This is a genomic window from Thiosulfatihalobacter marinus (assembly GCF_016019955.1).
Classification (GTDB): Bacteria; Pseudomonadota; Alphaproteobacteria; order Rhodobacterales; family Rhodobacteraceae; genus Shimia; species Shimia marinus_A.
Genome location: NZ_JAECRZ010000002.1, coordinates 331,033 through 357,470 on the forward strand (window position 1 = coordinate 331,033; position 26,438 = coordinate 357,470).

At 62.4% G+C, this 26,438-nt stretch carries 25 protein-coding genes; 15 read left to right on the forward strand and 10 right to left on the reverse strand.

Annotation, left to right across the window (positions count from 1 at the left end):
* Window positions 1–4 precede the first annotated feature (4 nt).
* Complete coding sequence (locus I3253_RS04605) at window positions 5–310, reverse strand: DUF6476 family protein (protein WP_232272111.1); 306 nt, start codon at window positions 308–310, stop codon at window positions 5–7.
* Here I3253_RS04605 and I3253_RS04610 point away from each other — a divergent pair.
* The 5 genes from I3253_RS04610 (at window position 297) to I3253_RS04630 (ending at window position 4,876) form a co-directional block, all read left to right on the forward strand.
* Window positions 297–1,337 carry an RluA family pseudouridine synthase gene (locus tag I3253_RS04610; protein ID WP_408647775.1) on the forward strand — a complete coding sequence of 347 codons (1,041 nt, stop codon included), beginning with the start codon at window positions 297–299 and terminating at the stop codon, window positions 1,335–1,337. The two genes, I3253_RS04605 and I3253_RS04610, sit on opposite strands and share 14 nt — an antisense overlap.
* Window positions 1,338–1,576: 239 nt before the next feature.
* Entirely contained in the window at window positions 1,577–2,473 is an 897-nt protein-coding gene (gene rpoH, locus I3253_RS04615; RefSeq protein WP_197916462.1) for an RNA polymerase sigma factor RpoH, read from the forward strand.
* 77 nt (window positions 2,474–2,550) lie between these two features.
* Entirely contained in the window at window positions 2,551–3,489 is a 939-nt protein-coding gene (locus I3253_RS04620; RefSeq protein ID WP_197916463.1) for a capsular polysaccharide export protein, LipB/KpsS family, read from the forward strand.
* Between the two features lie 45 nt (window positions 3,490–3,534).
* On the forward strand, window positions 3,535–4,503 hold the full coding sequence (locus I3253_RS04625) for a Gfo/Idh/MocA family protein (RefSeq protein ID WP_197916464.1): 969 nt from the start codon (window positions 3,535–3,537) through the stop codon (window positions 4,501–4,503).
* A gap of 103 nt (window positions 4,504–4,606) precedes the next feature.
* The gene (locus tag I3253_RS04630) at window positions 4,607–4,876 is read left to right on the forward strand and encodes a DksA/TraR family C4-type zinc finger protein (RefSeq protein WP_197916465.1); all 270 of its coding nucleotides are present in this window, start codon (window positions 4,607–4,609) and stop codon (window positions 4,874–4,876) included.
* Between the two features lie 158 nt (window positions 4,877–5,034).
* Here the strand turns inward: I3253_RS04630 and I3253_RS04635 are convergent, their stop codons facing one another.
* Complete coding sequence (locus I3253_RS04635; RefSeq protein WP_197916466.1) at window positions 5,035–6,558, reverse strand: winged helix-turn-helix domain-containing tetratricopeptide repeat protein; 1,524 nt, start codon at window positions 6,556–6,558, stop codon at window positions 5,035–5,037.
* A gap of 120 nt (window positions 6,559–6,678) precedes the next feature.
* On the opposite strand from I3253_RS04635, the gene I3253_RS04640 reads away from it, so the two are divergent.
* Window positions 6,679–6,864: a hypothetical protein gene (locus I3253_RS04640; protein WP_197916467.1), complete on the forward strand. Its 186-nt coding sequence runs from the start codon at window positions 6,679–6,681 to the stop codon at window positions 6,862–6,864.
* A 211-nt stretch (window positions 6,865–7,075) separates the two neighbouring features.
* Here the strand turns inward: I3253_RS04640 and I3253_RS04645 are convergent, their stop codons facing one another.
* From I3253_RS04645 to I3253_RS04655, 3 genes are all read right to left on the reverse strand, one after another.
* Window positions 7,076–8,896 (reverse strand): M3 family oligoendopeptidase, encoded by a 1,821-nt coding sequence (locus tag I3253_RS04645; RefSeq protein WP_197916468.1) that lies wholly within the window; start codon window positions 8,894–8,896, stop codon window positions 7,076–7,078.
* Between the two features lie 153 nt (window positions 8,897–9,049).
* Window positions 9,050–9,988: an alpha/beta fold hydrolase gene (locus tag I3253_RS04650; RefSeq protein WP_197916469.1), complete on the reverse strand. Its 939-nt coding sequence runs from the start codon at window positions 9,986–9,988 to the stop codon at window positions 9,050–9,052.
* Complete coding sequence (locus I3253_RS04655) at window positions 9,988–10,278, reverse strand: SCP2 sterol-binding domain-containing protein (RefSeq protein WP_197916470.1); 291 nt, start codon at window positions 10,276–10,278, stop codon at window positions 9,988–9,990. The genes I3253_RS04650 and I3253_RS04655 overlap by 1 nt, the downstream gene beginning before the upstream one ends.
* A gap of 82 nt (window positions 10,279–10,360) precedes the next feature.
* Here I3253_RS04655 and I3253_RS04660 point away from each other — a divergent pair, with 82 nt between their 5' ends.
* From I3253_RS04660 to I3253_RS04685, 6 genes are all read left to right on the forward strand, one after another.
* Complete coding sequence (locus I3253_RS04660) at window positions 10,361–10,930, forward strand: tetratricopeptide repeat protein (RefSeq protein WP_197916471.1); 570 nt, start codon at window positions 10,361–10,363, stop codon at window positions 10,928–10,930.
* 34 nt (window positions 10,931–10,964) lie between these two features.
* Entirely contained in the window at window positions 10,965–13,796 is a 2,832-nt protein-coding gene (locus I3253_RS04665; protein WP_197916472.1) for a helicase-related protein, read from the forward strand.
* A gap of 3 nt (window positions 13,797–13,799) precedes the next feature.
* The gene (locus I3253_RS04670; protein ID WP_197916473.1) at window positions 13,800–14,177 is read left to right on the forward strand and encodes an RNA-binding S4 domain-containing protein; all 378 of its coding nucleotides are present in this window, start codon (window positions 13,800–13,802) and stop codon (window positions 14,175–14,177) included.
* A 50-nt stretch (window positions 14,178–14,227) separates the two neighbouring features.
* Window positions 14,228–14,566, forward strand: a complete 339-nt coding sequence (fdxA, locus tag I3253_RS04675) for a ferredoxin FdxA (RefSeq protein WP_197916474.1) — start codon at window positions 14,228–14,230, stop codon at window positions 14,564–14,566.
* Window positions 14,567–14,852: 286 nt separating this feature from the next.
* Entirely contained in the window at window positions 14,853–15,362 is a 510-nt protein-coding gene (locus tag I3253_RS04680; RefSeq protein WP_197916475.1) for a CarD family transcriptional regulator, read from the forward strand.
* A 114-nt stretch (window positions 15,363–15,476) separates the two neighbouring features.
* Window positions 15,477–16,247 (forward strand): potassium channel family protein, encoded by a 771-nt coding sequence (locus I3253_RS04685; RefSeq protein WP_197916476.1) that lies wholly within the window; start codon window positions 15,477–15,479, stop codon window positions 16,245–16,247.
* Here the strand turns inward: I3253_RS04685 and I3253_RS04690 are convergent.
* Window positions 16,244–16,996 (reverse strand): adenosylcobinamide-GDP ribazoletransferase, encoded by a 753-nt coding sequence (locus I3253_RS04690; RefSeq protein ID WP_197916477.1) that lies wholly within the window; start codon window positions 16,994–16,996, stop codon window positions 16,244–16,246. The genes I3253_RS04685 and I3253_RS04690 overlap by 4 nt on opposite strands.
* Window positions 16,997–17,078: 82 nt before the next feature.
* On the opposite strand from I3253_RS04690, the gene cobT reads away from it, so the two are divergent.
* Window positions 17,079–18,089, forward strand: a complete 1,011-nt coding sequence (gene cobT / locus I3253_RS04695; RefSeq protein WP_197916478.1) for a nicotinate-nucleotide--dimethylbenzimidazole phosphoribosyltransferase — start codon at window positions 17,079–17,081, stop codon at window positions 18,087–18,089.
* Here cobT and I3253_RS04700 read toward each other — a convergent pair.
* Both I3253_RS04700 and I3253_RS04705 read right to left on the reverse strand, forming a co-directional pair.
* Complete coding sequence (locus tag I3253_RS04700; protein ID WP_197916479.1) at window positions 18,086–19,966, reverse strand: monovalent cation:proton antiporter-2 (CPA2) family protein; 1,881 nt, start codon at window positions 19,964–19,966, stop codon at window positions 18,086–18,088. The two genes, cobT and I3253_RS04700, sit on opposite strands and share 4 nt — an antisense overlap.
* Before the next feature lie 22 nt (window positions 19,967–19,988).
* A complete protein-coding gene (locus I3253_RS04705; RefSeq protein ID WP_197916480.1) occupies window positions 19,989–20,444 on the reverse strand; it encodes an Lrp/AsnC family transcriptional regulator in 456 nt (151 codons plus the stop codon).
* 157 nt (window positions 20,445–20,601) lie between these two features.
* On the opposite strand from I3253_RS04705, the gene hppD reads away from it, so the two are divergent.
* Together hppD and I3253_RS04715 are read left to right on the forward strand one after the other, a co-directional pair.
* On the forward strand, window positions 20,602–21,699 hold the full coding sequence (gene hppD, locus I3253_RS04710) for a 4-hydroxyphenylpyruvate dioxygenase (RefSeq protein WP_197916481.1): 1,098 nt from the start codon (window positions 20,602–20,604) through the stop codon (window positions 21,697–21,699).
* Window positions 21,700–21,841: 142 nt separating this feature from the next.
* Window positions 21,842–22,729 carry a haloalkane dehalogenase gene (locus tag I3253_RS04715; protein WP_197916482.1) on the forward strand — a complete coding sequence of 296 codons (888 nt, stop codon included), beginning with the start codon at window positions 21,842–21,844 and terminating at the stop codon, window positions 22,727–22,729.
* Here the strand turns inward: I3253_RS04715 and I3253_RS04720 are convergent.
* Both I3253_RS04720 and I3253_RS04725 read right to left on the reverse strand, forming a co-directional pair.
* Window positions 22,714–23,553, reverse strand: a complete 840-nt coding sequence (locus tag I3253_RS04720) for a 1-acyl-sn-glycerol-3-phosphate acyltransferase (RefSeq protein WP_197916483.1) — start codon at window positions 23,551–23,553, stop codon at window positions 22,714–22,716. The genes I3253_RS04715 and I3253_RS04720 overlap by 16 nt on opposite strands.
* A gap of 369 nt (window positions 23,554–23,922) precedes the next feature.
* Window positions 23,923–26,337, reverse strand: coding sequence for a hypothetical protein (locus I3253_RS04725; RefSeq protein WP_197916484.1), 2,415 nt, complete (start codon window positions 26,335–26,337; stop codon window positions 23,923–23,925).
* Window positions 26,338–26,438: the final 101 nt, after the last annotated feature.

Sequence of the window (26,438 nt, forward strand, 5' to 3'; positions counted from 1 at the left end):
GAAGCTATTTGACGGCGATTTCCTGACGCAGCGCACCGGTGATGCGATCATAGATCAGGATGCGGTTGTCATCGGTGACAACGGCAAACCAGCCCGGCGCGGCGGTCACGGCCACAGCACCTGCGCCATCCGGAAGGGAAATCTCTTCGGGCAGGACCGGGCCGCTGTCGCGGAAACGGATGACAAGCAGCGCGACCACCACTACAAGCCCGAGAATCATTACCGCTGTCAGCCCTGTCACCAGCAGGCGCAGCAGCTTCAGATTGGCCGGTTCAGCCGGCTCCGGAGATTGATCCATGTCGGATGCCATGTCGGAGACTCTTGTGTCTTTCGTGATTGCGGAGAACCCGCCCAAGCGCCTTGATAAGGCGCTTTCGCGCGATGTGCCAGAGGCGGCGGTATTGTCGCGCACGCGGCTGGCCCGGCTGATCGCGTCGGGAGCGGTGCGGCTGGACGGGGCGGTGGCGACGGACCCGAAGGCGCGGGTGCATGGGGGTGAGGTGGTTGAGATCGCGGTGCCAAGGGCCGAAGAAAGCCATATCGGCCCCGAGGATATTCCATTGGACGTGGTGTTCGAGGATGACGATCTGATTGTGATCAACAAGCCGACGGGCATGGTGGTTCATCCCGCGCCGGGGACACCGAATGGCACGCTGGTGAACGCGCTGCTGCATCATTGCGGTGATACACTGTCGGGTGTGGGAGGCATGAAACGGCCCGGAATCGTGCACCGGATCGACAAGGAAACCAGTGGCTTGCTGGTGGTGGCCAAGACGGACGTGGCGCATCAGGGGCTGGCGGCCCAGTTCGAGGCGCACAGCGTGGAGCGATATTACCGGGCGGTGTGCAATGGAGTGCCCGATGCCAATGATCCGCGGCTGCGCGGCGTGCGCGGCGTCAGTTTCGAGCCGGGCAATATCATGCGCATCACAACCCAGCTGGCGCGCCACAAGACCGACCGGCAACGCCAGGCGGTGCTGTTCGAGGGCGGGCGCCATGCGGTCACGCGGGTGCGAATCGTCGAGCCGTTCGGAAACCCGGCGGCGGCGGCGCTGGTGGAATGCTGGCTTGAAACCGGGCGGACACACCAGATTCGGGTGCATATGGCCCATACAGGGCACGGGTTGATCGGGGATCCGGTTTATGGCGGGCGCCGCAAGCTGGCCGAAAAGGCGATCGGGCCGGCGGGCGCCGAGGCAGCGCGCGGATTTGCGCGGCAGGCGTTGCACGCGGCGGTCCTGGGATTCGGGCATCCGGTCAGTGGTGAAACCCTGCGGTTCGAGGCACCGATCCCGGACGACATGGCGGCGCTGATCGTCGCGTTGCGGGACGGCTAGGGCGGATTTGTGCCCGTGATTCACAGGATTTATCACGATTTCGGGAGATTTTGAGGCTGGCACCCTGAGGGTCTTGCCGTCACAATCTGCACATGGTCGTGAATTCGTGGATGTACGCTGTCAAACCTGCCGCAGATACCTTAGTCTTTTGTTAAAGAAATATCCTGTCGTCCCTTGAATGGGCGTGTGCGCTCACTAGATCGATGTTAAGGCAATAAACATTTGGGAGGCCGAGTACCATGAGCAACTATGCAAACCTTCCCGCCCCGACGCCGGAAGGCGGGCTGAACCGGTATCTTCAGGAAATCCGGAAATTCCCTCTGTTGGAGCCGGAAGAGGAATACATGCTGGCCAAACGCTGGGTCGAGGAACAGGACGCGGCGTCGGCGCATAAAATGGTTACGTCACACCTGCGGCTGGCGGCAAAGATCGCCATGGGCTACCGCGGCTATGGGCTGCCACAGGCCGAGGTGATTTCCGAGGCCAATGTGGGCCTGATGCAGGCGGTCAAGCGGTTCGACCCTGAAAAAGGGTTCCGCCTGGCGACCTATGCGATGTGGTGGATCCGTGCGAGCATTCAGGAATACATCCTGCGGTCCTGGAGCCTTGTCAAACTGGGCACGACCAGCGCGCAGAAAAAGCTGTTCTTCAACCTGCGCAAGGCCAAGGCCCGTATCGGTGCGCTGGAGGACGGTGATCTGCGGCCAGAAAACGTGGCCCGGATTGCCCATGATCTGGGCGTGACCGAAGACGAGGTCATCTCGATGAACCGGCGCCTGTCGGGCGGCGATGCCTCGTTGAATGCGCAAGTCGGCTCTGAGGGTGAAGGCACCATGGAGTGGCAGGACTGGCTGGAGGATGAAAGCGCCGATCAGGCTTCGGATTACGAGGCGCGCGACGAACTGGAAGCGCGGCGCGAGTTGCTGGCCAAGGCGATGGACGTTCTGAATGACCGCGAAAAGGACATTCTGACCCAGCGCCGCCTGATGGAAAACACGGTCACTCTGGAAGATCTGAGCGGGCAATATGGTGTCAGCCGTGAACGTATCCGCCAGATCGAGGTGCGGGCTTTTGAAAAGCTGCAAAAGAGGATGCGTGAATTGGCGGCGTCGCGCGGGATGCTGAGCGCCTCGTGATCACGGCTTGGCTTGTGTCCGCGAACATCCTAGCCTCTCACCTGACCGGGTGAGAGGCTTTTTCGTGGGCATGTGTGATGGGTGACAAGGGTCTGGTGGTGCATCTTCCCGAGGCGTGGCTGGCAGACCGCACGCAGATGTTGCCGTTCTATCACAAGCTGTTCGAGGGGCTGGACCGTCTGGGCGTTGATTGGGCCGCAGAACGGATTGACAGGGAGGCGGCGCTGGCGCGGATTGAACGCGACGGAAAATTCCACATTTTCAACCACGGTCGTGTTGTGCACCCCCGGGCGCTGAACGCGGGCGTGGCCTACATCTATCCGTTCTGGAACCTGGACCCGCAGGGCATCCGCGCGTTTTCGTCGATTGGCGCGGCGCCGTTTCGCGCCCATACGGTGGATGCGGACAAGGCACGGGCATTTCTGGGAAAGCTGCGGGCGCGGTGGGTGGACGAGCGGGCATCGCGCTATGAACAGCCCGACTCGCGCGAGGATTTGCCCGAGGGCGCCGTGGCGGTATTCTTTCAAAGCGAGGCCCATCGCGGGGTCGGGGAAACCTGCCACATGGATCGCTGGGCCATGCTGGATGCCGTGCTGAAGGGGTGGGACGGGCCGGTTATCGTCAAGCCGCACCCGCGCGAGATGGACGAAGCCATGTTTGCGCGGCTGCTGGAGGTGCAGGCACGCGAGGCCAGGCTGGTGATCAGCCAGGGCAATATTCATGATATTCTGGAGGTGGCGGCGCGGGTGGTGACAATCAATTCGGCAGTGGGCATCGAGGCCTATCTGCATCGCAAGCCGGTAATCCTGTGCGGGCAGGCGGATTTTCATCACATCGCGGATGTCGCGCGGTCGCCGCAAGAGGTGGTGGACCTGTTGGAGGCACCGCCCCGGGGGCGTGTCTATGCCAAATACCTGTACTGGTATTTCCGAAAAAGATGTGTGGATGTGGGGCGTGCGGATGTTGCAACCCAGGTGTTGCGGAAGATAGCGCTAACGGGTTACGCAATGGAATGACAGGAATGGCCGGGCCTGTACCGGGCAGCAAAGGAGGGAAGCGGGATGAGTGAAAATGTTGTGCGTTGGGGGATTCTGGGCGCGGCCAATTTTGCGCGTCAGCATATGGCGCCGGCCATTCACGCGGCGCATGGCGCAGAGTTGGTGGCGCTGGCCACGTCGCGGCCCGAGAAAGCCGCCGGGTTTCAGAGTTTTGCACCTGGGCTGCGTGTTCATGACAGCTATGAGGCGCTGCTGAGTGACCCGGAGGTGGATGCCATTTATGTCCCGCTTCCCAACCACATGCATGTGGATTGGTCGATCCGGGCGCTGGAGGCGGGCAAGGCGGTTTTGTGCGAAAAGCCTGTGGGCATGGATGTCGCGGAAATCGACCGTTTGATTGGGGCGCGCAACTCGGCGGGGTTGCTGGCGGCCGAGGCCTTTATGGTCGTGCACCATCCTCAGTGGCAACGGGCGCGTGATCTTTTGGCCGAGGGCGCGGTGGGCCGTTTGGGGCATGTGAACGCGGCATTTTCCTATTTCAACGATGACATGGGCAATATCCGAAACCAGGCTGCCACGGGTGGCGGCGGGCTGCGCGATATCGGAGTGTATGTGATGGGATCGGTCCGGTTTGCGACCGGTCAGGAGCCGGAAGGGCTGGAGTATTCCCGCGTGCAAATACAGGATGGTGTTGATCTGTTTGCCGATATGGGCTTTCGCTTTGAGGGGTTCACCTATCAGGCCTACACATCAATCCGCATGGCCAATCGGCAAGAGGTGCATTTCCACGGCGACAAGGGGGTGATGAGCCTGAGTTGCCCGTTCAATGCCGGGGTGTTCGATCAGGCGGAGCTGCGAATTTCCTATCCGGATCAACGGGTTGTGGTGGAGCGGTTTCCGGGCGTGAACCAATACGTCTTGCAGGTGGAAGCCTTTGGGCGAAGCCTTTTGACGGGGGTGCCCTATGCCTGGACGCTGGAGCAGGCGCGCGGAACACAAGCCATGATCGATACGGTCCTGGCCTCGGCCTAGGTGTTTGATCCTGGGGCCGGGGGCCGGTCAACGCCCACCCACCCGCCCCGTTGCCCGGCCCCCGGCGGCGCGCTATCGTGATGGTGTGTGACAGGAGGCAGCCATGGCCGGAGGATGGGCGCGCGACGGCGCGGTGAGTGAGCAGATCGAAGCCTCGATCAATGACGAACTGGCGCGGATGAAGGCGCGGAAATCACCCGTCGGCGAGAGCCTGACCCATTGCGCGGACTGCGAGGAGGAAATCCCCGAGGCACGGCGCAGGGCGGTGCCGGGAGTGAAACTGTGCATAGACTGTATGGCGGAACGCGACGGCGCCCGGGCGGCGCGCGGCGGGATCAATCGGCGGGGATCCAAGGACAGTCAGTTGAAGTGAGGGGCAGGTGGCAAAATGGCCTGTTGGATCGCGGGCAAGTGTTCAACATGCGCATGATGCGGTTTCGCACAGGCCGGGCGGCCCGCCATTCAGGCCGGGCGATCTTGCCCGGCGCCGTTCCAATTGCGATGGGCAGGCTGCCATCCTGAGGGCTCTGCCTATCTCAGTCCCGCCGCCAACAGCGCCCTCATCATGCGGTCTTTGTGCCTGGGATTGAAGTAGGGGTAACGCTCTTCATAACGTTGAAACGTATAGTCGGAATCGATTGTCTTCAGATCGGCGATTTGTTCGCGCGCTTCGTCCGCTCGCCCCGCTTCGGCAAGAATTGCTGTCATCACGATCCGGGCCGGAGGAAAAGACGGTGCCATGCGAATGGCGCGATGCACGTGATCTTCGGCGCGTACGAGATCGCCCATCAGAAAATAGCCGTGACCGATATGGTGGATCACATTCGGCGTTGCCACCGGATCGAAACGCAGCGCGGTCAGCCCGGCCTGGACGGCGCGTTCGGGCTGTCCGGCATAGTTCAGGGCCTCGCTGAACCAGGCATGTGTATCGGCGCTGTTGGGATCGATCTCGATCGCCTGTTCGAAGCTTTCGATCGACAATTCGGTTTGGCGCAGAAAGGTCTGAACCCAGCCCAGACGGCAATGCGCCAGAGACGAATTCGGCGCGAGTTCCACCGCGCGCCGGGCTTTTTGGGCCGCAACCAGCAGGCCATCGTCATAACCCGGCCAGGCAAATGACCAGCCACTTTGATAGGGGAAGACCTGTCCGGCCCAGGCATCGGCGAAGGTTGGATCAATCGCCAGGGCGCGGTCCAGAAGGTTTATGCATTCCTTGTTGGTCTCGGGGGAGAACATGAAGAATTTGGCCCGCCCCTTCAGGCTTAGTTCGTAGGCCTGGACACTGTGAGTTCCGCGGTCCGTGCCCGGACGCGCCGAAAGGCTTGGGTGGACCGCTGAGATGATCTTGCCGGTGATTTCGTCCTGAAGTGCGAAGATATCCTCGAGATCGCTGTCATAACGTTCCGCCCAGACATGGCCTCCGGTCTTTGTGGAAATCAGCTGTGCGGTGATCCGGATCCGGTTTCCGGCCTTGCGCACACTCCCCTCAAGCACATGGGCAACGCCGAGTTCCTGTCCGATCTCGGTGACGCTTTTGGGAGAGTTCCGGTAGGAAAACGATGAGTTGCGCGCAATGACAAACAGATCCCGATTCTTGCCCAGGTCGGTGATCAGATCTTCGGTTAGATCATCTGCAAAATAAATCTGTTCCTGATCAGCGCCGATATTGACGAATGGCAGGACGGCAATCGACGCCTCGCCCGGGGCGGGCGGTGGATCGCCTGAACGCGGCGCAGCCGGAGGGGTGTCGGAAGAGATGTCCCCGACAAACCGAAACCCCTGCCGTGGCAGGGTCTTGATGACGGCCTGCGTGTTGCCGTCATCGCCCAGCGCCCGTCGCAGCGCATTGATGCGGCTGTTCAGAGTGCTGTCGCCCACCATCCTTCCCTGCCAGACCGTGTCGAAAATCTCGTCCTTGGGCACAACACGGTCCGTGTTTTCAACAAGGTATATCAAGAGTGAAAAGGCCTGGGGCTGAAGCGGGATCTCGTCGCCGTTGCATGACAGCTCTCGCCGTTCGCCATCGATTTCGTAGGGGCCAAATCGATAAATCATACGCCGGCAAGCCCGCGGCAAGAAGAAACGACAGTTCGGCAAGTCATCGGTAATCCCTTCGTCAAGCGAGACCGCAACGCTGTCTCTAGGGTGGTCGTTGAACAGCAGATGAGGACCAAAATGGCACAGCAGACCCCCAGCCCCGAGAATAGCATTGAACCCGGTTCGCTCAAGCAGTTTGCCCCGGAGCACGCGCCTGTCCGGACGACAGGCCGTGACCTGTGGAGAAAATTCGGCAAGGCGTTCTGGGCAGTCACCGAGGAGTCCGGGAGGGCGGATACGAAACCTTTCGAAGGGCTGCTTTGATTGCCGAAACGGTGAAAGCGGCGTGGCCAGGGGGGGCGAAACCCGTCTGTCACACCGCTTTTGCGCGGAATGCCGCGCGGGAATCGCGCCCGATGCGTCGGGAGCGGTTGTTTGTTGCAATTCGTCGGGCGGCCTGACCCCGGGCCAAATGTGACTGTGAAGGCCCTGGGCAGAGCCAGAGGAGCGGCGTCAGGTGTCTTTCGACCGGGAGCTACCCCTCCATCGCCTCCAACTCGTCGATCATGTCGGAGATCATCGTCAGACCCTTGTCCCAGAAGGCCGGATCAGACGCGTCCAGACCGAATGGCGCGAGAAGTTCCTTGTGATGTTTGGAGCCGCCCGCCTTGAGCATGTCGATATATTTGTCCTGGAAACCGTCCGCGCCCGAGGCGTAGACCGCATAAAGCGCGTTCACCAGGCCGTCGCCAAAGGCATAGGCGTAAACATAAAAGGGCGAGTGCACGAAATGCGGGATATAGGCCCAGAAGGTTTCGTAGCCGTCCATGTAATCAAATGCAGGCCCGAGGGATTCGGCCTGAACCGACATCCAGAGCGCGTTGATATCGTCGGGGGTGAGTTCGCTTTCACGGCGTGCGGCGTGCAGTTTGCATTCGAAATCGTAAAAGGCGATCTGGCGCACGACGGTGTTGATCATATCCTCGACCTTGCCGGCGAGCAGCACCTTGCGCTGTTCCTGCGTCTCGGCCTCGTCCAGCATGGCGCGGAAGGTGAGCATTTCGCCAAAGACAGAGGCGGTTTCGGCGAGGGTGAGCGGGGTTGACGAGAGCATTTCGCCCTGTTCGGCGGCCAGTACCTGATGCACGCCATGGCCCAGTTCATGCGCCAGTGTCATCACGTCGCGCGGTTTGCCGAGGTAGTTGAGCATCACGTAAGGGTGCACGTTGGTGACGGTGGGGTGGGCAAAGGCGCCGGGGGCCTTGCCCGGTTTCACGCCGGCGTCGATCCAGCCCTTGTCAAAGAACGGTTCGGCCAGCGCGCCCAGGCGCGGGTCAAACGCGGTATAGGCGTCCATCACGGTCTTGCGGGCCTCGTCCCATCCGACGATACTGTCGTCTTCCATGGGCAACGGCGCGTTGCGGTCCCAGACCTGCATCCGGTCCAGCCCCAGCCATTTGCGTTTGAGTTCGTAATACCGGTGGGAAAGCCTGGGATAGGCGGCCACCACGGCGTTGCGCAGGGCTTCGACCACCTCGGGTTCGACATCGTTGGACAGGTGCCGGCCGGTTTGCGCGGTGGGCATCTGGCGCCAGCGGTCGATCACCTCTTTTTCCTTGGCGGCGGTGTTGTGCACGCGGGAGAAAATCTTGAGGTTTTCGCTGAACACGCGGGCCAGTTCGCGGGCGGCGGCCTCGCGTTTGGCGCGGGCCTTGTCGGTGAGGAAGTTGAGCGTGCCCTCGATATTGTAGTCTTCGCCGTCCACCTGAAAGGTCAGCCCGGCGATGGTTTCGTCAAACAGCCTTTCCCACGCATCGCCCACGACGCCAAGGTCGTGCAGGAATTTTTCCAGTTCGTCGGAAAGCTGGTGGGGCTTCATGGCGCGGATCCGGCGGAAGACCGGTTCGTAGCGGGCGAGATCGGCATTATGCGCAAAGGCGGCGGCGAGTTGTTCGTCTTCGAGCCGGTTGAGTTCAAGGGTGAAGAACACCAGCGGCGTGGTGAAATTCGTCAGTTTTTCCTGACAGTTGGACATGAATTGCGCGCGTTCGGCATCGGTGGTGAGCTGGTAGTAGCGCAGGCCCGCATAGGACATGATGCGGCCCGATACCTGGCTGATTTTTTCGTTGCGCAGAACGCAGGTCAGCAGGTCGTCGGCGGAGAGGCTGGCCAGCTTGCCCTCGTAGTCGGCGGCAAAGGCGGCGCATTCGGTTGCCAGCCAGTCCAGATCCGCCTGAAGTTCGGGCGCGTCGTCGCTGGTGTAAAGATCGCTGAGATCCCAATCCGGCAGGTTGCCAAGCCCATCGGTGCCGCTGGTGGCGTTTGCGTCGCGGACGGGGAAGGGAAGGCTCTGCATGGCGGACTCCTGTTGGGATATTGTGTTGGCTCACAGATAGGCAGAGCGATGCGGGGGGTTCAAGGGGGATGCTGCGCAAACGGCCCGCCTGGCCATGAAGGGCGCGTTTGCCGGCCCGTCGGAGTTGAGTATTTTGGCAAGATGAAGGTGGGATTAGCGGTGCGTGTCAAACAGCGCCTTGGCCTGATCGAAGATGTCGCTGCGCATCTGCGGCGCCTCCATCAGAACTTCGTGTTCGCCGCCCGGCACAATCTCCAGCCGGCCATTGGACCACCGCGCCATGCGGTCATGGATTGCGGCAATGTCGACGATCTTTTCCTGATCGCCAAGGAAAGTGATGGCAGGCACATCCGGCGAGGGCCGCGCCCGCAGGATGCGGGTTTCCTTCAGGGCTTCGTGCAGCCAGTGCAGGCTGGGACCGCCCAGGGCCAGATCGGGGTAGCTGTGCATCTGGTCCTGCATATAGCGATACATTTCGGGATCGGTGGTCAGGGAGTTGCCCTCGAACGGAGCGTCGAGCACATATGTTTTTTCCCCGGTGCCGGGGGCATAGCGGTGGCCGTGGCCGGTGCGGGAACTGGCCCAGGCCATGGCCCAGGCGGCCGGGCGCATCAGGGCGGACATCATGATGCCGAACATCGGCCCGGTGAAAACGGCGGCCTTGACCGGCATGTCCTGCATCAGGGCACGCAGTCCGATACAGCCGCCCATGGAATGGGCCACAAGATACCAGGGTTGCGGCAGGTCGAGTTGCCTGGCGGTCTCGATTACGGCGGCCACGTCCAGCTGGTAATCCGAAAAGTGTTTCACATAGCCCGCGCGCCGGTCGTCGATCAGCCGGTCGGCAAGACCCTGTCCACGCCAGTCAATCGACACCTGGGCATAGCCGCGCGCGGCAAAGTCGCCCGCGGCGCGGCCATACTTCTCGATATATTCGGTTCGTCCGGGGAACAGGAACACCGTTCCCCGTGCGTTTTCGCGCGGCCAAAAGGCCATGCGGATGCGCGCGCCGTCTTCGCAATGCAGCCACCAGGCCCGTGCGGGCGGGCCTTTGGCAACCTCGTGATAGAAGGGGGCGTCGCGCAGGTGCATCAGGCCAGAACCGACCCAAGACGCATGGCGGCGCCCATGTCGCCGTCCACGGTCAGCTTGCCGGACATGAAAGCGGCGGTGGGGTTCAGTTCGCCGTCCAGGATAGACTGGAAGGTTTCGACATCGGCCGACAGGGTCACGTCGGTTTCCTCGTCCGAGGCGCGCACGCCTTCGCTGTCGATCACGATGGCGCCTTCGCCTTCGATGGCGAATTTGGCCGAGCCGTCAAACGATTCGCCGGACAGTTTTTCGGCCAGGGCGGCTACGGCGGCCGTTACGATTTCGCTCATGTGGTTGATCCTTCACTTTGTCGTGCACATCTTGGGTTTCACCAATGCACAGGCTACAATCTCTTACGTTATGGTCAACTTGATGCAACTTCTCAAACCTGTCGTGACGGCATTTGTGCTGTTTGTCGCCGCTTTGCAACCACAGGTTGTGAATTCGCAAGGCGTTGGCATGAGTCCCGAGGAGATTGACGCGCTTTTGTTGCGGCTGCGGGACGCGCCGCCGGTGGAGGCATTGAACATGGCCGAACATCTCAAGCGGGAATGGAGCATCTCGGGTTCGGCGACGGCGGACTTTCTGCTCCGGCGCGGGCGCGATGCGATGGAGCGTGGTGAGCCAGAGGTGGCGGTGGAGCATTTCACGGCTTTGGTGGATCACGCGCCGGGCTTTGCGCAGGGGTGGGCCGAGCGGGCGCGTGCCTATTTCGAACTGGACCTGTATGGCCCGGCTGTTGGGGATCTGGAGCAGGTGCTGGCGCTGAACCCCCAGCATTTCGAGGCGATCATGGGGCTTGCCGTGATTCTGGATTCAATGGATCGCATCCAGGATGCCTATGACGCATATCTTCAGGTCAAGGCTATACATCCCAATCAACCGGGCCTAACAGACGCATTGGAGCGGCTTGAACCTTTGGTTCAGGGGCGCGATCTGTAGGGCCGGAAAACCGGGGTCACGACAGGCGGGAATCATGTCCGGCGAGCGGCAAATCACGGCGGTGCTGGGACCGACCAACACCGGCAAGACGCATTACGCCATCGAGCGGATGCTGGGCTATCGCACGGGGGTGATCGGATTGCCGCTGCGCCTTTTGGCGCGCGAGGTTTATGACCGGATCGTGGCCGTGCGTGGGCCGTCGGTGGTGGCGCTGGTGACCGGCGAGGAGAGGATCGTTCCGCCGCGCACGCAATACTGGGTGTGTACGGTCGAGGCGATGCCCGAGGGTATGGGGCCGGATTTTCTGGCCATCGACGAAATCCAGCTTTGCGCCGATCCCGAGCGGGGGCATGTGTTCACGGATCGCCTGTTGCGGGCGCGGGGGACGCAGGAAACGCTGTTTCTGGGCAGCGACACGATGCGCGGCGTGATCGGCGAACTGGTGCCCGGCGTGCAATTCATGCGCCGCGAGCGCATGTCGATGCTGAGCTATTCCGGGCCGCGCAAGATCAGCCGGATGCAACCGCGTTCCGCGATCGTGGGGTTTTCGGTGGACAATGTGTATGCCATTGCCGAGCTGATCCGGCGCCAGAAGGGCGGCGCGGCGGTGGTGATGGGGGCGCTGTCACCGCGCACGCGCAACGCCCAGGTGGATTTGTACCAGAATGGCGATGTTGATTTCCTGGTGGCGACGGATGCCATTGGCATGGGGCTGAACCTGGATATCGACCATGTCGCGTTTTCGGCGCTAAGCAAGTTTGACGGACGCCGGATGCGGCCGCTGTCGCCCAACGAACTGGGCCAGATCGCGGGCCGCGCCGGGCGTGGCATGAGCCATGGCACATTTGGCGTGACCGGCGAGGCGCCCGCGCTGAGCGCCGAAATGGCCGAGGCGATCATGGAGCATCGCTTTGCCCCGATCCGAAAGCTGAACTGGCGCAATGACCGGCTTGAATTCGGCAGTATCGACGCGCTGATCGCCTCGCTGGAGGCCGGGCCGGGGGACGACCGTCTGATCCGGGCCCGCGAGGCCGATGATCTTTCGGCGCTGAAGACTCTGGCGGCACAGGCGGAGGTACGCGCGCGTGCCGGTGACGGCAAATCCGTGAAACTGTTATGGGACGTGTGCCGCGTGCCGGATTTTCGGGGGATCAGCCATGCCGAACATGCGGCGCTGGTTGAGGGGATTTTCGGCTATCTGCACGAATACGGGCAGGTGCCCAACGACTGGCTGGCGCGGCAGGTTCGGCGGATTGACAGGACAGATGGCGACATTGACACACTGTCCAAACGTCTGGCCTTTATTCGGACGTGGACATATGTCGCGCAGCGAAAGGGCTGGGTTGATGACGAAAACCATTGGCGCGGCGAGACTCGCGCGGTAGAAGACCGCCTGTCGGATGCGCTTCACGCGCGGCTGACGCAAAGATTTGTGGACCGGCGCACATCCGTATTGCTGCGCCGGCTCAAACAGAAGGAGGCCCTTTTGGCCGAGGTAAACGACAAGGGTGAAGTGACCGTCGAGGGCGAATTCGTCGGGCGGCTTGAGGGGTTCCGTTTCAGTGCCGACAAGGCAGAAACCGGGCAGGAGGCCAAGACGCTGCGGCAGGCGGCGTTGCAGTCTTTGGCGCCGCAGTTCCATTTACGCGCGGACCGGTTCTATAACGCGCCCGATACCGAGATCGACTTTACCGAACAGGGGGGTCTGATGTGGGGCGAACATGCCGTGGGCAAGCTGGTTGCCGGGGCAGAGCCCATGAGGCCGATGGTCGAGGTGTTCGTCGATGACGAGGCCGGGGCGGAGGTGGCGCAGAAGGTGCAGCGCCGTTTGCAGCACTTTATTGACCGCAAGGTGGCCGCGCTGTTCGAGCCGCTGCTGAACCTGAGCCGGGACGAGGAACTGAGCGGGCTGGCGCGGGGCTTTGCCTTTCGCATGGTCGAGAACCTTGGGATCATCCCGCGTGGCGAAGTGGCTGAAGAGGTCAAGGAGCTGGATCAGGACGCGCGTGGCGCGTTGCGCAAGCACGGCATCCGGTTTGGCCAGTTCACGGTTTTCATGCCGTTGCTTCTGAAGCCCGCACCTACGCGGTTGCGTCTGGTTTTGTGGTCCTTGGCCAACGGTTTGCAGGAATTTCCCGAGGCGCCGCCGCCGGGCCTGGTAACAGTTCCGGCCGGTCAGGGGCTGCCGCGTGGCTATCACGCCATGGCGGGGTATCGCGCCGCCGGAGAGCGGGCAATCCGCATCGATATGCTGGAGCGTCTGGCCGATATGTTGCGGGTGGAAGACAGCCGTGGCGGGTTTGAAGCCAAGGCGGACATGTTGTCGATCACCGGCATGACGCTGGACCAGTTCGCCGACCTGATGCAGGGGTTGGGCTACAAGGCCGAGAAGGGCGAGCGGGAAAAGGTCAAGCCCGCACCCGAGGCAAGGCCCGAACCCGAGGCGGTCGCCGGGCAGGACAGCCCGACGGACGGGGCCGAAGACCAGGGCGCACAGGCCCCGGCTTTGGACGGCGAAGCAGAACAGCCCGCACAGGATGCGTCCGAGGAAGCGGCTGTTGCGGTCCAGACCGACAGCGTAGGCGAGGCACCTGCCGAACCTGAAATCGAAGTGTTCTACACTTTCGCCTGGGCTGGTCGTCAGAATAATCGCGGTCCGCGCCGTGGTGCCGGGCAAGGCCGGCGCGATCAGGCCGCGGGCAAGACGGGCAAGCCTCAGGGCAAGGGGGGCAAACCCCGCGGCAAGGGACCGCAACGCGACAACAGTCCCAAGGCATTTTCGGCCCGCCCGCCCAAAAAGGAAAAGGCGATCGACCCGGATAACCCGTTTGCCGCCGCGCTGATGGGGCTGAAGGACAAGGGCTGAGCCGTGAGCGACGCCGCCCCAAGGCAACGGCTGGACAAATGGCTGTGGCAGGCCAGGTTCTTCAAGACACGGACACTGGCCGCCAGGGTGGTGACTGGCGGGCATGTGCGCGTGAACAGCAACAAGGTGGGCAAGGCGAGCCATGGCGTGACCGTGGGCGATGTGCTGACCTTCCCACAGGCGCGGCGCGTGCGTGTGGTGCGTGTTACCGCGCTGGGAGAGCGGCGCGGCCCCGCAAGCGAAGCGCAGGGGCTTTACGCCGATCTTGCCCCCGAAGAGGAGCATGTTCCCCAATCGCCCGGCATGCGCGAAAATGGACGCCCGACCAAGCGCGATCGCCGCAATCTCGTTTCTTTGCGCGCATCGCGCCTTGAAGATTAGGGCAGGCTGATTTAGGCAGTCGGTCAAACCAGAAGCGAATGAGCTGAGCCATGACCTATGTCGTCACCGAAAACTGTGTTGCCTGCAAATACACCGATTGCGTGGAAGTTTGCCCGGTAGATTGTTTCTACGAGGGTGAAAACTTTCTGGTCATCCATCCAGACGAGTGTATCGATTGCGGCGTGTGCGAACCGGAATGCCCGGCGGATGCCATCCGGCCTGACACCGAACCGGACATGGAAAAATGGGTCGAGTTCAACCGGAAGTATTCGGAAATCTGGCCGGTGATCATCACCAAGAAAGATCCGCTGCCCAATGCAGACGAGCGTGACGGGGAGCCGGGCAAGATGGAAAAGTATTTCTCGGAGGCCCCCGGCGAAGGCGGCTGAGACGCGGCCCGCTGAGTGATTCGCCCATGGGTTCGGGCCATCGGGATCGCAAAAAAGCCTTTGGAAGGCTGGAAAAACCGGGACAAAGCGACTCCTTTGGCTGTTGAGCTTTAAGGGGCACGTTTTTTGTGTTATGCTCTTTGGACAAACAAATACCTGCCTGTAAGCCATCCCTGCGCTGCCAAGGGTGGTTTTTTTGACCAGCAACGGACCGTTTCGGAAAACCGAGGTTTCCCGGACATGTGTTTTGTGTCTGATCAAAGGGGCGCATCTTAGGAAAGATTGCATGAGCAAAGCCAAGAAGAACGAATTCCGCCCGAACGATTATGTCGTTTATCCGGCCCATGGGGTTGGTCAGATCATCTCTATCGAAGAACAGGAAGTTGCCGGAATGCAGCTGGAACTGTTCGTGATCTCGTTCGAGAAGGACAAGATGACATTGCGGGTGCCCACCAACAAGGCCACCGAAATCGGCATGCGCGGGCTGAGCTCGCCCGACGTGGTGACCCAGGCGATGAAAACGCTCAGGGGCAAGGCCAAGGTGAAACGCGCGATGTGGTCGCGCCGGGCGCAGGAATACGAGCAAAAGATCAATTCGGGCGATCTGATCGCGATTGCCGAGGTGGTGCGCGACCTGCATCGCAACGACGATCAGCGCGAACAGAGCTATTCCGAGCGCCAGTTGTACGAAGCTGCGCTGGAGCGGTTGACCCGCGAGGTCGCCGCCGTGTCTGGAGATGACGAAGCCGCCGCCGCCAAGCAGGTGGACGAGGTGCTGGTGTCGCGCGCGGCTTGAGTGCGGACCGCAGAAATTGATTGGGGCCGCTCCGCCACGGGGCGGCCTTTTTCATGGGCGGGTGCTTGTGTGCACCCGGCTGGCGCGGTTTAGTTCGGCCTGAAGGAGGTGCGCATGGGCGAGCTCAAGGCGCAGGTGGACGAACTGTATACCGGCAGGTCCAGGCGGTCTGTGCGGTTTCGCTATGCGTTGATCCTGTTTGATGCACTTACGATCATCCTGTTCGTGGGCACGGCGCATCTGCCGCACGGTCCGGGGCTGATCGCACTGAGCCGCGGGGTCGGGGTGATCATCGCGGCGGATCTGGTTGCCCGGATGTGGGTGGCGTCGGATCGTTGGGCTTTGGCGCGCCGGATCTACACCATTGCCGATATTGTCGTGATCGCCACCTTGTTTCTGGACCCGTTCCTGGCCGGCAACCTGGCCTTTCTGCGGATTTTGCGCGGTTTGCGGCTGATCCATTCCTATCATTTGCTGAATGACCTGCGCCGGGACAGCCGGTTTTTCCGCGAGCACGAAGATACAGTGATCGCATTGATCAACCTGTTTGTGTTCGTGATGGCAACGACGGCGGCGGTTTTGGTGTTCTTTATCGATCCGGGCGACAGCGCGACCCCCTATCTGGACGCGCTCTATTTCACCGTGGCGACGCTGACGACCACCGGGTATGGCGACATCACGCTGAACACGACAGGGGGCAAGGCGTTTTCGATTTTTGTGATGGTTGTGGGTGTCACCTTGTTCGTGCGACTGGCACGGGCGGTGATCCGGCCGCAGAAGGTGCGCTATGAATGCCCGGATTGTGGTTTGCAACGTCATGATGTGGATGCGATCCACTGCAAGCATTGCGGCGCGACGATCCATATCGAGACCGAGGGTGTCTAAAGCGCGGTCGTCAGGGCGATCAGCAGAACAATTTCCGTCACTTGCTGAGTGGCCCCCAACACATCGCCGGTTTGCCCGCCGATCTTTGCACGGGCCAGCCGGACCATGCCAAGGGCACAGAACGCGGCCAGAATCGCAAGGCCAAGGCCGGGAAGGCCCGTTGCCGCAAACGCTCCGAGCACGGCAAGGCCAGCTGCGAGAGCCGCCGTGACAGGGACGGCACGTCCCTGCGCATGGCTCAGCCCGGAGTCGCGGGAATGGGGCAGGGCCGCCATCAGCGCGGGCATGGTGGCGCGCGACAGCAGGGCAACGGCCAGCAGCGGCGCAAACCACGCGGGGCCCTGCAACAGGATGCCCACGGCCAGCCAGCGCGCCGCCAGCGACAGGCACAGCGCGATCACGCCATAGGCGCCGATGTGGCTGTCCTTCATGATGTCCAGCCGTCGGGCGGGCTCCCATCCCCCCCAGAAGCCGTCGGCGCAATCGGCCAGCCCGTCTTCGTGCATGGCGCCGGTCAGGATGACGCCAGCCGCGATCCAGATCAGGGCGGAAAGCATGGGCGGCACGCCGACCGCCAGCGCCAGCGCGGTGGGGGCCGCGGCCAGCGCCGCCACAACGGCGCCGGCCAGCGGGTAGGCCCAGGCCGCAGAGGCCCCGCGCGCGAAATCGGCGCGCACCGGCAGGCGCGACAGCAGGGCGATGGCCGTCAGAATATCGCCTGTCTGAATGATCTTGTCGGGTCTGGACATGGCTGCGTCTTTTTCCTGCCTTGCCGGGCGTTGGCATTCAGGTAAACAGCGCAAAACCAATGAGATCAACAGGAGCTTTGCCATGTCCGCCGACTTTTCCACCCTTGCCGCCTTTCGCGCGCTCTTGCAGGGCGCTCCGGGGATCGACCGGGCGGCGCAGGGCGCGGCCGAGGCGCGCAACGGGCAATTGACCAAACCTCCGGGGGCGCTGGGCCGGTTGGAAGACATGGCAATCTGGTATGCCGGTTGGCGCGGCGATCCGCGCCCCGACATTGCCGCGCCACAGGTGATTGTGTTTGCGGGCAATCACGGGATCACCGCGCAGGGTGTCTCGGCCTTTCCGGCGGAAGTGACGGAACAGATGGTGCTGAATTTCCGGCATGGCGGCGCGGCGATCAACCAGTTGAGCCGCGCAGCGGGGGCGACGCTGGATGTGCACGCCTTGTCGCTGGACCGGCCCACGGCGGATTTCACGCAAGGCCCTGCGATGGACGAAACAGAGGTTGTCGCGGCGTTGACGGCTGGCTGGAACGCGGTGAACGCCGATGCCGACCTGCTGGTTGTCGGCGAGATGGGCATCGGCAACACCACTTCGGCGGCGGCGATTGCGCATGCGCTGTTCGGGGGCGCGGCGGAAGATTGGGTCGGGCGGGGCACGGGCGTGGATGATGCCGGGCTGGCGATCAAGGCGCGGGTGGTGCGCGAGGGGGTTGCCCGCAACGGTGCGACCGAAGGGCTGGACGTGTTGCGCTGTCTGGGAGGGCGCGAAGTGGCGGCGATGGCAGGGGCCATTGCGCGGGCGCGCAGCCTGCGCATTCCGGTGATTCTGGACGGGTTCATCTGCTGCGCGGCGGCGGCGACCCTGGCGAGCGAAGTGCCCGGCGCGCTTGATCATGCGATTGCCGGCCATGTCAGCGCGGAAGCGGCGCACGGGGCGGTGTTGGACCGGCTGGGCAAGGAGCCGGTGCTGCGCCTGAACATGCGCCTGGGCGAAGCGTCGGGGGCGGCGGTGGCGATCAACGTGCTCAAGGCGGCGGTGGCCTGTCATTCCGGCATGGCAACCTTTGCCGAGGCGGGCGTTGCCGACGGTTAGGGGTGCTGTTCGTCTTTTTCCTCGTCCTGCGCCAGCAAGCGCGCTTCGAGCTCGCTTTCCAGTTCACGGGCACGTCGAACATAGGCGTCGTTCTGGGCTGATGGGATGTCGGCGCGCCAGAGCTGAGCCAGTTCCTGCACGGAATAGCGATCGTGCTTGTAGAAGATCTGTTCGGCGCGCGCGGCCTCGTATTCGCTGAGCCCCATGTTCTCCAGAACATAGCGCCCGGCCCGGAGGGAGCTGTCGAACATTTCTCGCACGATGTCGTTGGCGCCGGCCTGATACAGACGGAACACATGTGCCCGGTCGCGGGCACGGGCCACGATATGAAGGTCCGGGCGTTCGCGCCGCGCATAGGTGACGAGCTTGAGCGCCGCCTCGGGGTTGTCGAGCGCGACGACCAGAACATGGGCATCTCCCAGACCGGCGGCGTGCAGCATTTCGGGCCGTGTCGGATCGCCGAAAAAGCCCTTTACCCCAAAGCGGCGCATGTTTTCGATGGTGCGGATATCGTGATCAAGAACCACAGTCTGGAAGCCGGCTGAGCGCACCAGACGATTGACGATCTGACCGAAACGCCCGATCCCGGCAATGATCACCGGGCCGCGTTCGTCGATCTCGTCCTCGGCTGGGGCCGGGGTGTCGTTGCTGTCCCCGGCGTGTTTTGACAGCAGGTCATAAAGGATGAACAGCAGCGGCGTGATCAGCATCGTCAGCGCGATAACCAGAAGAAGCCGCTCGGCAGCCCAGTTGGGCAGCACGTTCTGTTGCGAGGAAAACGAAATCAGGACAAAGCCGAATTCCCCGGCCTGGGCCAGGCTAAGCGTGAACAGCCAAAGGTCGCGATGGCGCAGGCCAAAGGCGCGCCCCAGCAGGAACAGGATCGCGGCCTTGAGCGCGATGATGCCAAAGGCAAGGCCCAGAATCTGGGTGGGCGCGCGTGCCAGCACCTGAAAGTTGATCTGGGCGCCAACGGTGATGAAGAATAACCCCAGCAGCAGGCCCTTGAACGGTTCGATATCGCTTTCCAGCTCGTGGCGGAATTCCGAGTTGGCCAACAGCACACCGGCCAGAAAGGTGCCAAGCGCGGGGGAAAGCCCGACCAGTTCCATCAGAAGGGCAATGCCAACCACGATCAGCAGCGCCAGCGCGGTATACATTTCGGGCAGGCGGGCGGCGTGAATGAAACGGAATACAGGGCGGGTGAGATACATCCCGCCAATCACGATCACCGCAACGGCGCCGATCGTGACAAGGGTGACACCCCATCCCGGCAACCCCTCGACCAGCGACAGGGCTTGTTTGGCCTCGCCGCCGCCGGGTTTTTGAATGGAGCCGTCCGAGGCGATGGCGAGCAGTTCGGGCAGGGCAAAGAGAGGCAGAACCGCGAGCATCGGGATCACGGCGATATCCTGCGTCAGCAGCACGGAAAACGCGGATCGCCCGCCGCCTGTCTGCATCAGCCCTTTTTCCGACAAGGTCTGGAGGACGATGGCGGTCGAGGACAGGGCAAAGATCATGCCAACCGCAATCGAGGTGTTGAGGGGCAGGCCAAAGGCCATGGAGACCACAATCACCGCGCCGCCGGTCAGGCCGATCTGTAAGCCGCCCAAACCGATCAGTTTGTCGCGCATCGCCCAAAGTGCCCGCGGGTCCAGTTCCAGCCCGATCAGGAACAGCATCATGACCACGCCGAATTCGGCAAAATGCAGGATATCTTCGGTTTCGCTGGTTCCCACAAGGCCAAAAACCGGGCCAATCAGGATCCCAGCCGCAAGATACCCCAAAACAGAGCCCAGGCCCAGCCGCGCGGCGATGGGCACGGCGATCACGGCCGCCATCAGGAAGATCGTGGCCTGATAAAGTACGCTTTCCATGGTCTGTCCTGTTTCGGGCCGATCAGGTCGGCAGGGGGGCGTCGCGTTTGAGCTGATCCATCACAATCTGGCTTTGCACACGGCTGACGGCCGCGTGGGGCAGAAGAATCTCGTGAATCAACCGGTTCAGCGCGTTCAGATCGGTACAATAGACACGCAGCAGATAATCCGCATCCCCTGTCAGTGTCCATGCGCTGACAACTTCAGGACGGGTGCTGATCAGGGTCGAAAAGCTGCGCGCCTGTTCGGGGCCGTGCGTGCCAAGCTGCACCTGCACGAATGCCTGAACGTGCAGGCCGACGCGGATCGGATCGAGCCGGGCAAAATAGCCCTGGATATAGCCTTCGGTTTCCAGGCGCTGGCGCCGCCGCCCGGCCTGGCTGGGCGAGAGGTTGAGAATCTCTGAAAGCTCCTGCGCGGTAAGGTGGGCGTTTTTCTGGAGTGCCGAGAGCAGCCGAATATCTGTGCGATCCAGCATGTGCGTGATCCTTGCGTAAGTTTGCCGCATTATGCGCGAATTCCGCAATATTTGTCAAAATGATACACCACTTCGCGGATAACGCGCGCGAAGAGGCGCGTAGATTGCAGGCAGCGAACAAACATGCCCCTGAGGCACATCAAAAAGGAGACGCGACATGGGTCCTTTCCCGCATGACGCCCCGCGCGCCGAGATTTCCGAGTACAACCCCGCCGGCACGGACGGGTTCGAATTTGTCGAATTTGCCCATCCCGAGCCGCAGGAATTGCGCGATCTGTTCGCGCGGATGGGGTTTGCGCATGTGGCCAACCACAAGACACGGGCGGTCGAACTGTGGCAGCAGGGCGATGTGACCTATATCCTGAACAACGAGCCGGGCAGCTTTGCCGCGCGGTTTGTCGAGGAGCACGGCCCCTGTGCCCCGTCGATGGGGTGGCGCGTGGTGGATGCGCAAAAGGCGTATGCGCACGCGGTGTCCATGGGGGCCGAGCCCTATGACGCGGCCGACAAGACGCTGGACTGGCCCGCGATCAAGGGCATTGGTGGCAGCCTGCTGTATTTCACCGATCAGTATTACGACACCTCGCCTTATAATGCGGAATTCGACTGGACCGTGACCTCCAAGCCCGAAGGGGACGGGTTCTATTACCTCGATCACCTGACCCACAATGTGTTCAAGGGCAATATGGACAAGTGGTTCAAGTTCTATGGCGATCTGTTCAATTTCCGTGAAATCCGGTTCTTTGACATCGAAGGCAAATTTACCGGACTGTTCAGCCGCGCGCTGACCTCGCCATGTGGCAAGATCCGTATCCCGATCAACGAAGACCGGGGTGAAACCGGGCAGATCGTATCTTACCTCAGGAAATACAATGGCGAGGGCATCCAGCACATCGCGGTGGGTACGAACGATATCTATGACTCGGTCGATCGCATTGCCGCCAAGGGGTTGAAATTCATGCCCGGGCCGAACGAAGCCTATTACGATCTGTCCTACGAGCGGGTTTCGGGCCATGACGAGCCCAAGGACCGGATGATGCAACATGGCATCCTGATCGACGGCGAAGGTGTGGTGAATGGCGGTGAAACCAGAATCCTGTTGCAGATCTTCAGCAAGACCGTGATTGGCCCGATCTTCTTCGAATTCATCCAGCGCAAGGGCGATGACGGGTTTGGCGAGGGCAACTTCAAGGCGCTGTTTGAAAGCATCGAACGCGAGCAGATTGAAAGCGGCGAGATCGAAGCTGCGGAATAAGTCCGGTCCAACCGGAGGGAGGGGAGCGCCGTCCGCCAGCCTGGTGGGCGGCGTTTTCTCGTCTGATCCGGTCTTGGCCGCAACGTCAATGGTTGATCGAAACCGCAGCCTGGTGGACGTTTGCACCAACAGGGAGGCAAATATGACCCACGCACCGCTCGACAAGAAATATGTCACCGTCAATGGCAAGCGCATGGCCTATGCCGATATGGGAAAGGGCGATCCGATCCTGTTTCTGCATGGCAACCCCACCTCGTCCTATCTGTGGCGCAATGTGGTGCCCCATGTTGCCGATCTGGGCCGGGTGATCGTGCCGGACCTGATTGGCATGGGCGACAGCGAGAAGCTCGACGATGTCGGCGCCGGAAGTTACCGTTTTGTAGAACACCGCCGCTATCTGGACGGGCTTCTGGAGCAGGTCATCGCGGATGCGGGCAATGTGACGCTGGTGATCCATGACTGGGGATCGGCGCTGGGATTCGACTGGGCCAACCGGCATCGCAGCCGGGTGCGGGGCATCTGCTATATGGAAGGGATCGTGCGCCCGGTGAAATGGGACGAGTGGCCAGAGCCGGCCAAGCCGATCTTTCAGGCGTTCCGGTCGGATGCGGGCGAAGAAATGATCCTGCAAAAGAACCTGTTTATCGAGGCGGTTTTGCCGGGATCGATCCTGCGCGACCTGAGCAAGGCGGAAATGGACGAATACCGCAGGCCGTTCGCGAGCGCGGGCGAGGGGCGGCGCCCGACCCTGACCTGGCCGCGTCAGATACCGATTGACGGATCGCCCGAAGACGTGACCGGGATCGTACAGGCCTATGCAGAGTGGATGGCCACGAACGAACTGCCCAAACTGTTCATCAATGCGGAACCGGGCGCGATCCTGATCGGCGCCCCGCGCGCGTTTTGCCGGGGATGGAACAACCAGACCGAGGTGACGGTTTCCGGCAGCCATTTCATTCAGGAGGACAGCCCGGACGAGATTGGCACAGCCTTGCGCGCGTGGCTGTCCGCGATTCAGTCCGTGCGATAAAGCCCTTTGACAAGCGCCTCGGCGCGGACCTTGATCTGTCCGGGCGGCGTGCCGGGGGGCAGGGGCGGGCCGTAATGCACCTCGTAGCTGCCGCCCAGTTTCGACAGGAGTTCGGAAACGTAGCGCAGGCTTGCCACTTCGCGTCCGATCGCGTCATTCCCGCCGCTGAGCAGGCGGGCAAGGCGGCGGGTACGGTAGTAGTGTCGGGAGTTTGTCAGGTTGGCAGAGGCGGGCACGACCGGCGACCGGCAATCGTGTGACATGCGGGTGGCGCCCATGCGCCACGGGGGTTCGACAAGGCGCCCATCCACCATGTCGGGCACACGCCCCGACCCGAAAATCAGCAAGGCGCCTTCGTTCTGCAGGTGTTTTTTCATGTTGGCGCGGGTCGTGCGCGCCGACAGCGCATTGTTGTCGCGATCCAGATCGACCGGGATCAGCAGGCCCGGACCAAGAAACCGTTCGGACTCGCGGTTGGCCACAACCCTGAGATCGGGGCGATGGGGCAGCAAGGCGCCGGCATGGGCGATGAAATCGAACGTGCCGACATTATGTGTCGCACCGATGATGACGCGGCCATGCGTGGGAATGTTTTCCAGACCATGGGCCCTGATGTGGGTGCCGCCATTCATCCGGAGCAATGCGTGGACCAGATCGGCGCCGATCCTTCCGTCAAGCGCGATCAGCGTTTCTTCGGTTTCGCGCAGCGCAAAGAAGGATTGGCCGGTGAAGGTGCGATTGCCGGAATCGATCAGCGTCATCAACAGTCGCAAGGCTTTCAGGCGCAGTTTTGCGCCCTCGCCAATACGCAGGCGGGCGCGCAACAGTTCGTCCATCGGGGAGGGAGGGGAATTTCTTGCCAATGCTGCACCGGTGTTGGTCCATGTCCGGCCTGTCTAGCACAGACCGCCATGGTCGGCACGCATGGCTTAGGGTCAGGACCCATTGATCCTGCACCACTGGCGCCAAATCCACGAAATATCGGGGGTTTGGCGCGCGCCGGACATAGTGGCTCTATTTCCAAGCGTGCCAAGCCGCTGGGATGAAGTGGATTTGGCGTCCTGCGGATTTGACGGATTTGCCGCCTGACGTCCTTTCAATGCCTTGAAATAGAACCACTATTCCTGCGGCATTGTACGTAGTCAGACAGCAAATCTGTTAAACCAGTGGCGCAGGATTAATGGGTCCTGACCCTAGCCCTTGGGCAGTTTCAGCACGATGTTCTTGCCGGATTTCACGTAGCGCAATTCCTGATCGCCAATGGCTGCGACCTTGCCGCCGTCGATCCGGTCGCCTACCTGAACTTTCTTGTAGCGTCCGTTGGACAGCCGCACCAGCGCACGGCGGTTGTTGCTGGTACCATAAACGCCGATCAGATTGACCTGTTTGAGGTTGATGGCGTTCTTGATCGTGGCCTGGCGCGCAACCGAAGCGGTGGTGGGGATGCTGGGGGCGACCGTGGCGGCGACAGGCGTTGCCACGGCAACCTCGGACTTTTGCGCGCGTTGGGCCAGCTGAGCAATGTTGCTGGGGCGCTGGCGCGGGCGGGGCGACGCGTCAACGGCAAGCGCAGAGGGCGTTTCGTCGGCCTGGGCCTCGGCTGCCTCCTTGGCGCTGTTTGGGCGCGGTCGGGGGCGAAGGCGCGCGAGTTCCTGACGCGAAAGACCGCCCAGCGTGGCCCTTTCGTTGGATTCCTGAAGCGTATCGGGGCGCGGGCGTGGACGGACCGAGGCAATCCGATCCGCGTCCTCGGGCGAGAGGGCGCCGCGCGGGTCCGCCGCGCTGCGATCCGGCAGGCTTGGTGGTATGGATGGAGGCCGCCCGGCATAAACGAGGATACCGTCGGGTGACAGGGTGCCTTGGGCGCTTGCCGCAACAAGCCCGCGCGCGTCCAGATCGAACCGGGTGCCCTCGGGCAGCGGGTTCAGCCGGGCCTGAAGCGGAAGGTCCGTCCGAAGCGTGGCCGGGTTGGGCAGGGCGACCGCGTCCTGGGCGATCACGACCCTGTCGATCGACGTGGCATAGATGTCGTCTGCGCTCTCGGATGTGGGCGAAACCGGAGCAAGGGGGGCCCGTTCCCAGATACCGGTGACGGCATAACGGGATTCGGCCTCGAATTCAGTGGGCAAAACAGGCGGCTCGTCGTCGATCATCGCCTCGATTTCGGCGCTGTCCGTAATGCTGTCCGGCCCGGCCGGTTCCAGAATGTCGGTTTCCAAACGGACGGTTTCTTCGGGCGCAACGTCCGTTGGTTCCGCCTCGGGCTGGGCCGGGGGCCGAGGCACGGCGGGTGCCGCCGCCGGCGGTTCTCTCGCGGCCTCGGGATCAAGCATTACGACGCGCGGCGTGTCGTCACTCTTGAAAAGCCCGACAACACCGTCTTCGAGAAACAGTGCCGCCCAGATTGCGACTGCGACCAGAAACAGCAGGAGGATCGCCGTCATGACAAGGCCAAGGTATTTCGGCTTGCCCCCGACATCCTGTCCCGCGCGCGCGCCGAAACGCGTCATGCGCTGCCTTTCGGCGGCGCCGTCCTGTTTTCCCTTGTGGTCGCCACTTGCTGGCGGGGCTTTCTGCGGGGCGGTTTTGGCTGGCGCTGTGCGGGCTTGTTTGGCGGATGTGCCACGCCGGCTGAAGAACGTGCCGGGCGCCTTGATGGGGCCGTTCGCCGTGGCGTTGTCCTCTGGTTCCGGCGTCGGTTGTGCGTCCGCCTTCAGACCGGCGGCGACCCGGGCAGGATCAAAGCGCGGCGTGTGGTCCGTTGCGGGTGCGTCGCCAAGCGGGATCGTGGGCGCGTTGGTGTCGGCCCTGTCGCGGCTGGCCCCCCCCAATTCGGGTTTGGTCTCGCCGGCGGGGGTGTCGCGGTTGGCGCGGATCGAGGCAAAGGACGCGGGCGCCTCTGGCGGGTTCATGGAAACCGCAGCGGGCGCCTCTTCGGCGCTGGCCGACAGTGTCGGGGGTGGCGCTGTTGGTTGGGCCGGTGCCGCCTCGGGCGATGGCTGGGGCGATGCGGCAAGGCGCGCCGCGGGCTTTGGCTCGGCCCTTGACGGCGCGGGCAGCGGTCCTTTGCTGACGATGCGGATTGGCGTGGGGTCAAAATCGACCGTCGCGCCGTTCAACAGGGAGGAAGCGGCCTTGGTGGTGCCGAAGCCCGGGGCGGCATCAAAGGCACCTTCAGGCGGCATGGCGGTGAAGCAGACCGGGTTGAAGGCGTGTTCCACGGCAAACGCTTCGGCTTCTTCCAGGGTTTCGCGGGCCACGGCGGCAACCTGGGTGTTGCGCCCGGCGGCGTGCAGATCAAAGGCCAGCTGATCGGCGCCATAGGGTGTGTTTTCCTCCAGCGCCGCCACGGCCATTTCGCGCCGTTTGGCATCGCGCGCCCGCCCTGTGTCGATCGTAAGATACTTTATCTGATCGTTGGGCAGCACAACCGCCGTGGTGAATTGGCCCTCTGCGAGCGCCTTGGCCTGTGCGCGCAGCTTGTCCAGATCCGCGGCCAGATCCTCGGACTCGAGGGTGACTTCACCCAAAAGATGCCAGCCTTCGGCCACGCGCGTCAGCAGGCCGATTCCTTCGAATGAAAGCGAAAGAGCGAAATCCGGTTTCATATAACGGCTCTAGCACCCGATCATGGCAGAATGGAGTCCCGTCAGGGGAACAGGAGGATTTATAGCAAGTTATTGCCAAAGGGGAAGAAAAAGCGACGGGG

Coding starts and splice junctions, on each gene's coding strand:
- I3253_RS04610 (WP_408647775.1), top strand. CDS start 297: ATGTCGGATGCCATGTCGGAGACTCTTGTGTCTTTCGTGATTGCGGAG.
- I3253_RS04605 (WP_232272111.1), bottom strand. CDS start 310: ATGGCATCCGACATGGATCAATCTCCGGAGCCGGCTGAACCGGCCAAT.
- rpoH (WP_197916462.1), top strand. CDS start 1,577: ATGAGCAACTATGCAAACCTTCCCGCCCCGACGCCGGAAGGCGGGCTG.
- I3253_RS04620 (WP_197916463.1), top strand. CDS start 2,551: ATGGGTGACAAGGGTCTGGTGGTGCATCTTCCCGAGGCGTGGCTGGCA.
- I3253_RS04625 (WP_197916464.1), top strand. CDS start 3,535: ATGAGTGAAAATGTTGTGCGTTGGGGGATTCTGGGCGCGGCCAATTTT.
- I3253_RS04630 (WP_197916465.1), top strand. CDS start 4,607: ATGGCCGGAGGATGGGCGCGCGACGGCGCGGTGAGTGAGCAGATCGAA.
- I3253_RS04635 (WP_197916466.1), bottom strand. CDS start 6,558: ATGATTTATCGATTTGGCCCCTACGAAATCGATGGCGAACGGCGAGAG.
- I3253_RS04640 (WP_197916467.1), top strand. CDS start 6,679: ATGGCACAGCAGACCCCCAGCCCCGAGAATAGCATTGAACCCGGTTCG.
- I3253_RS04645 (WP_197916468.1), bottom strand. CDS start 8,896: ATGCAGAGCCTTCCCTTCCCCGTCCGCGACGCAAACGCCACCAGCGGC.
- I3253_RS04650 (WP_197916469.1), bottom strand. CDS start 9,988: ATGCACCTGCGCGACGCCCCCTTCTATCACGAGGTTGCCAAAGGCCCG.
- I3253_RS04655 (WP_197916470.1), bottom strand. CDS start 10,278: ATGAGCGAAATCGTAACGGCCGCCGTAGCCGCCCTGGCCGAAAAACTG.
- I3253_RS04660 (WP_197916471.1), top strand. CDS start 10,361: ATGCAACTTCTCAAACCTGTCGTGACGGCATTTGTGCTGTTTGTCGCC.
- I3253_RS04665 (WP_197916472.1), top strand. CDS start 10,965: ATGTCCGGCGAGCGGCAAATCACGGCGGTGCTGGGACCGACCAACACC.
- fdxA (WP_197916474.1), top strand. CDS start 14,228: ATGACCTATGTCGTCACCGAAAACTGTGTTGCCTGCAAATACACCGAT.
- I3253_RS04680 (WP_197916475.1), top strand. CDS start 14,853: ATGAGCAAAGCCAAGAAGAACGAATTCCGCCCGAACGATTATGTCGTT.
- I3253_RS04685 (WP_197916476.1), top strand. CDS start 15,477: ATGGGCGAGCTCAAGGCGCAGGTGGACGAACTGTATACCGGCAGGTCC.
- I3253_RS04690 (WP_197916477.1), bottom strand. CDS start 16,996: ATGTCCAGACCCGACAAGATCATTCAGACAGGCGATATTCTGACGGCC.
- cobT (WP_197916478.1), top strand. CDS start 17,079: ATGTCCGCCGACTTTTCCACCCTTGCCGCCTTTCGCGCGCTCTTGCAG.
- I3253_RS04700 (WP_197916479.1), bottom strand. CDS start 19,966: ATGGAAAGCGTACTTTATCAGGCCACGATCTTCCTGATGGCGGCCGTG.
- I3253_RS04705 (WP_197916480.1), bottom strand. CDS start 20,444: ATGCTGGATCGCACAGATATTCGGCTGCTCTCGGCACTCCAGAAAAAC.
- hppD (WP_197916481.1), top strand. CDS start 20,602: ATGGGTCCTTTCCCGCATGACGCCCCGCGCGCCGAGATTTCCGAGTAC.
- I3253_RS04715 (WP_197916482.1), top strand. CDS start 21,842: ATGACCCACGCACCGCTCGACAAGAAATATGTCACCGTCAATGGCAAG.
- I3253_RS04725 (WP_197916484.1), bottom strand. CDS start 26,337: ATGAAACCGGATTTCGCTCTTTCGCTTTCATTCGAAGGAATCGGCCTG.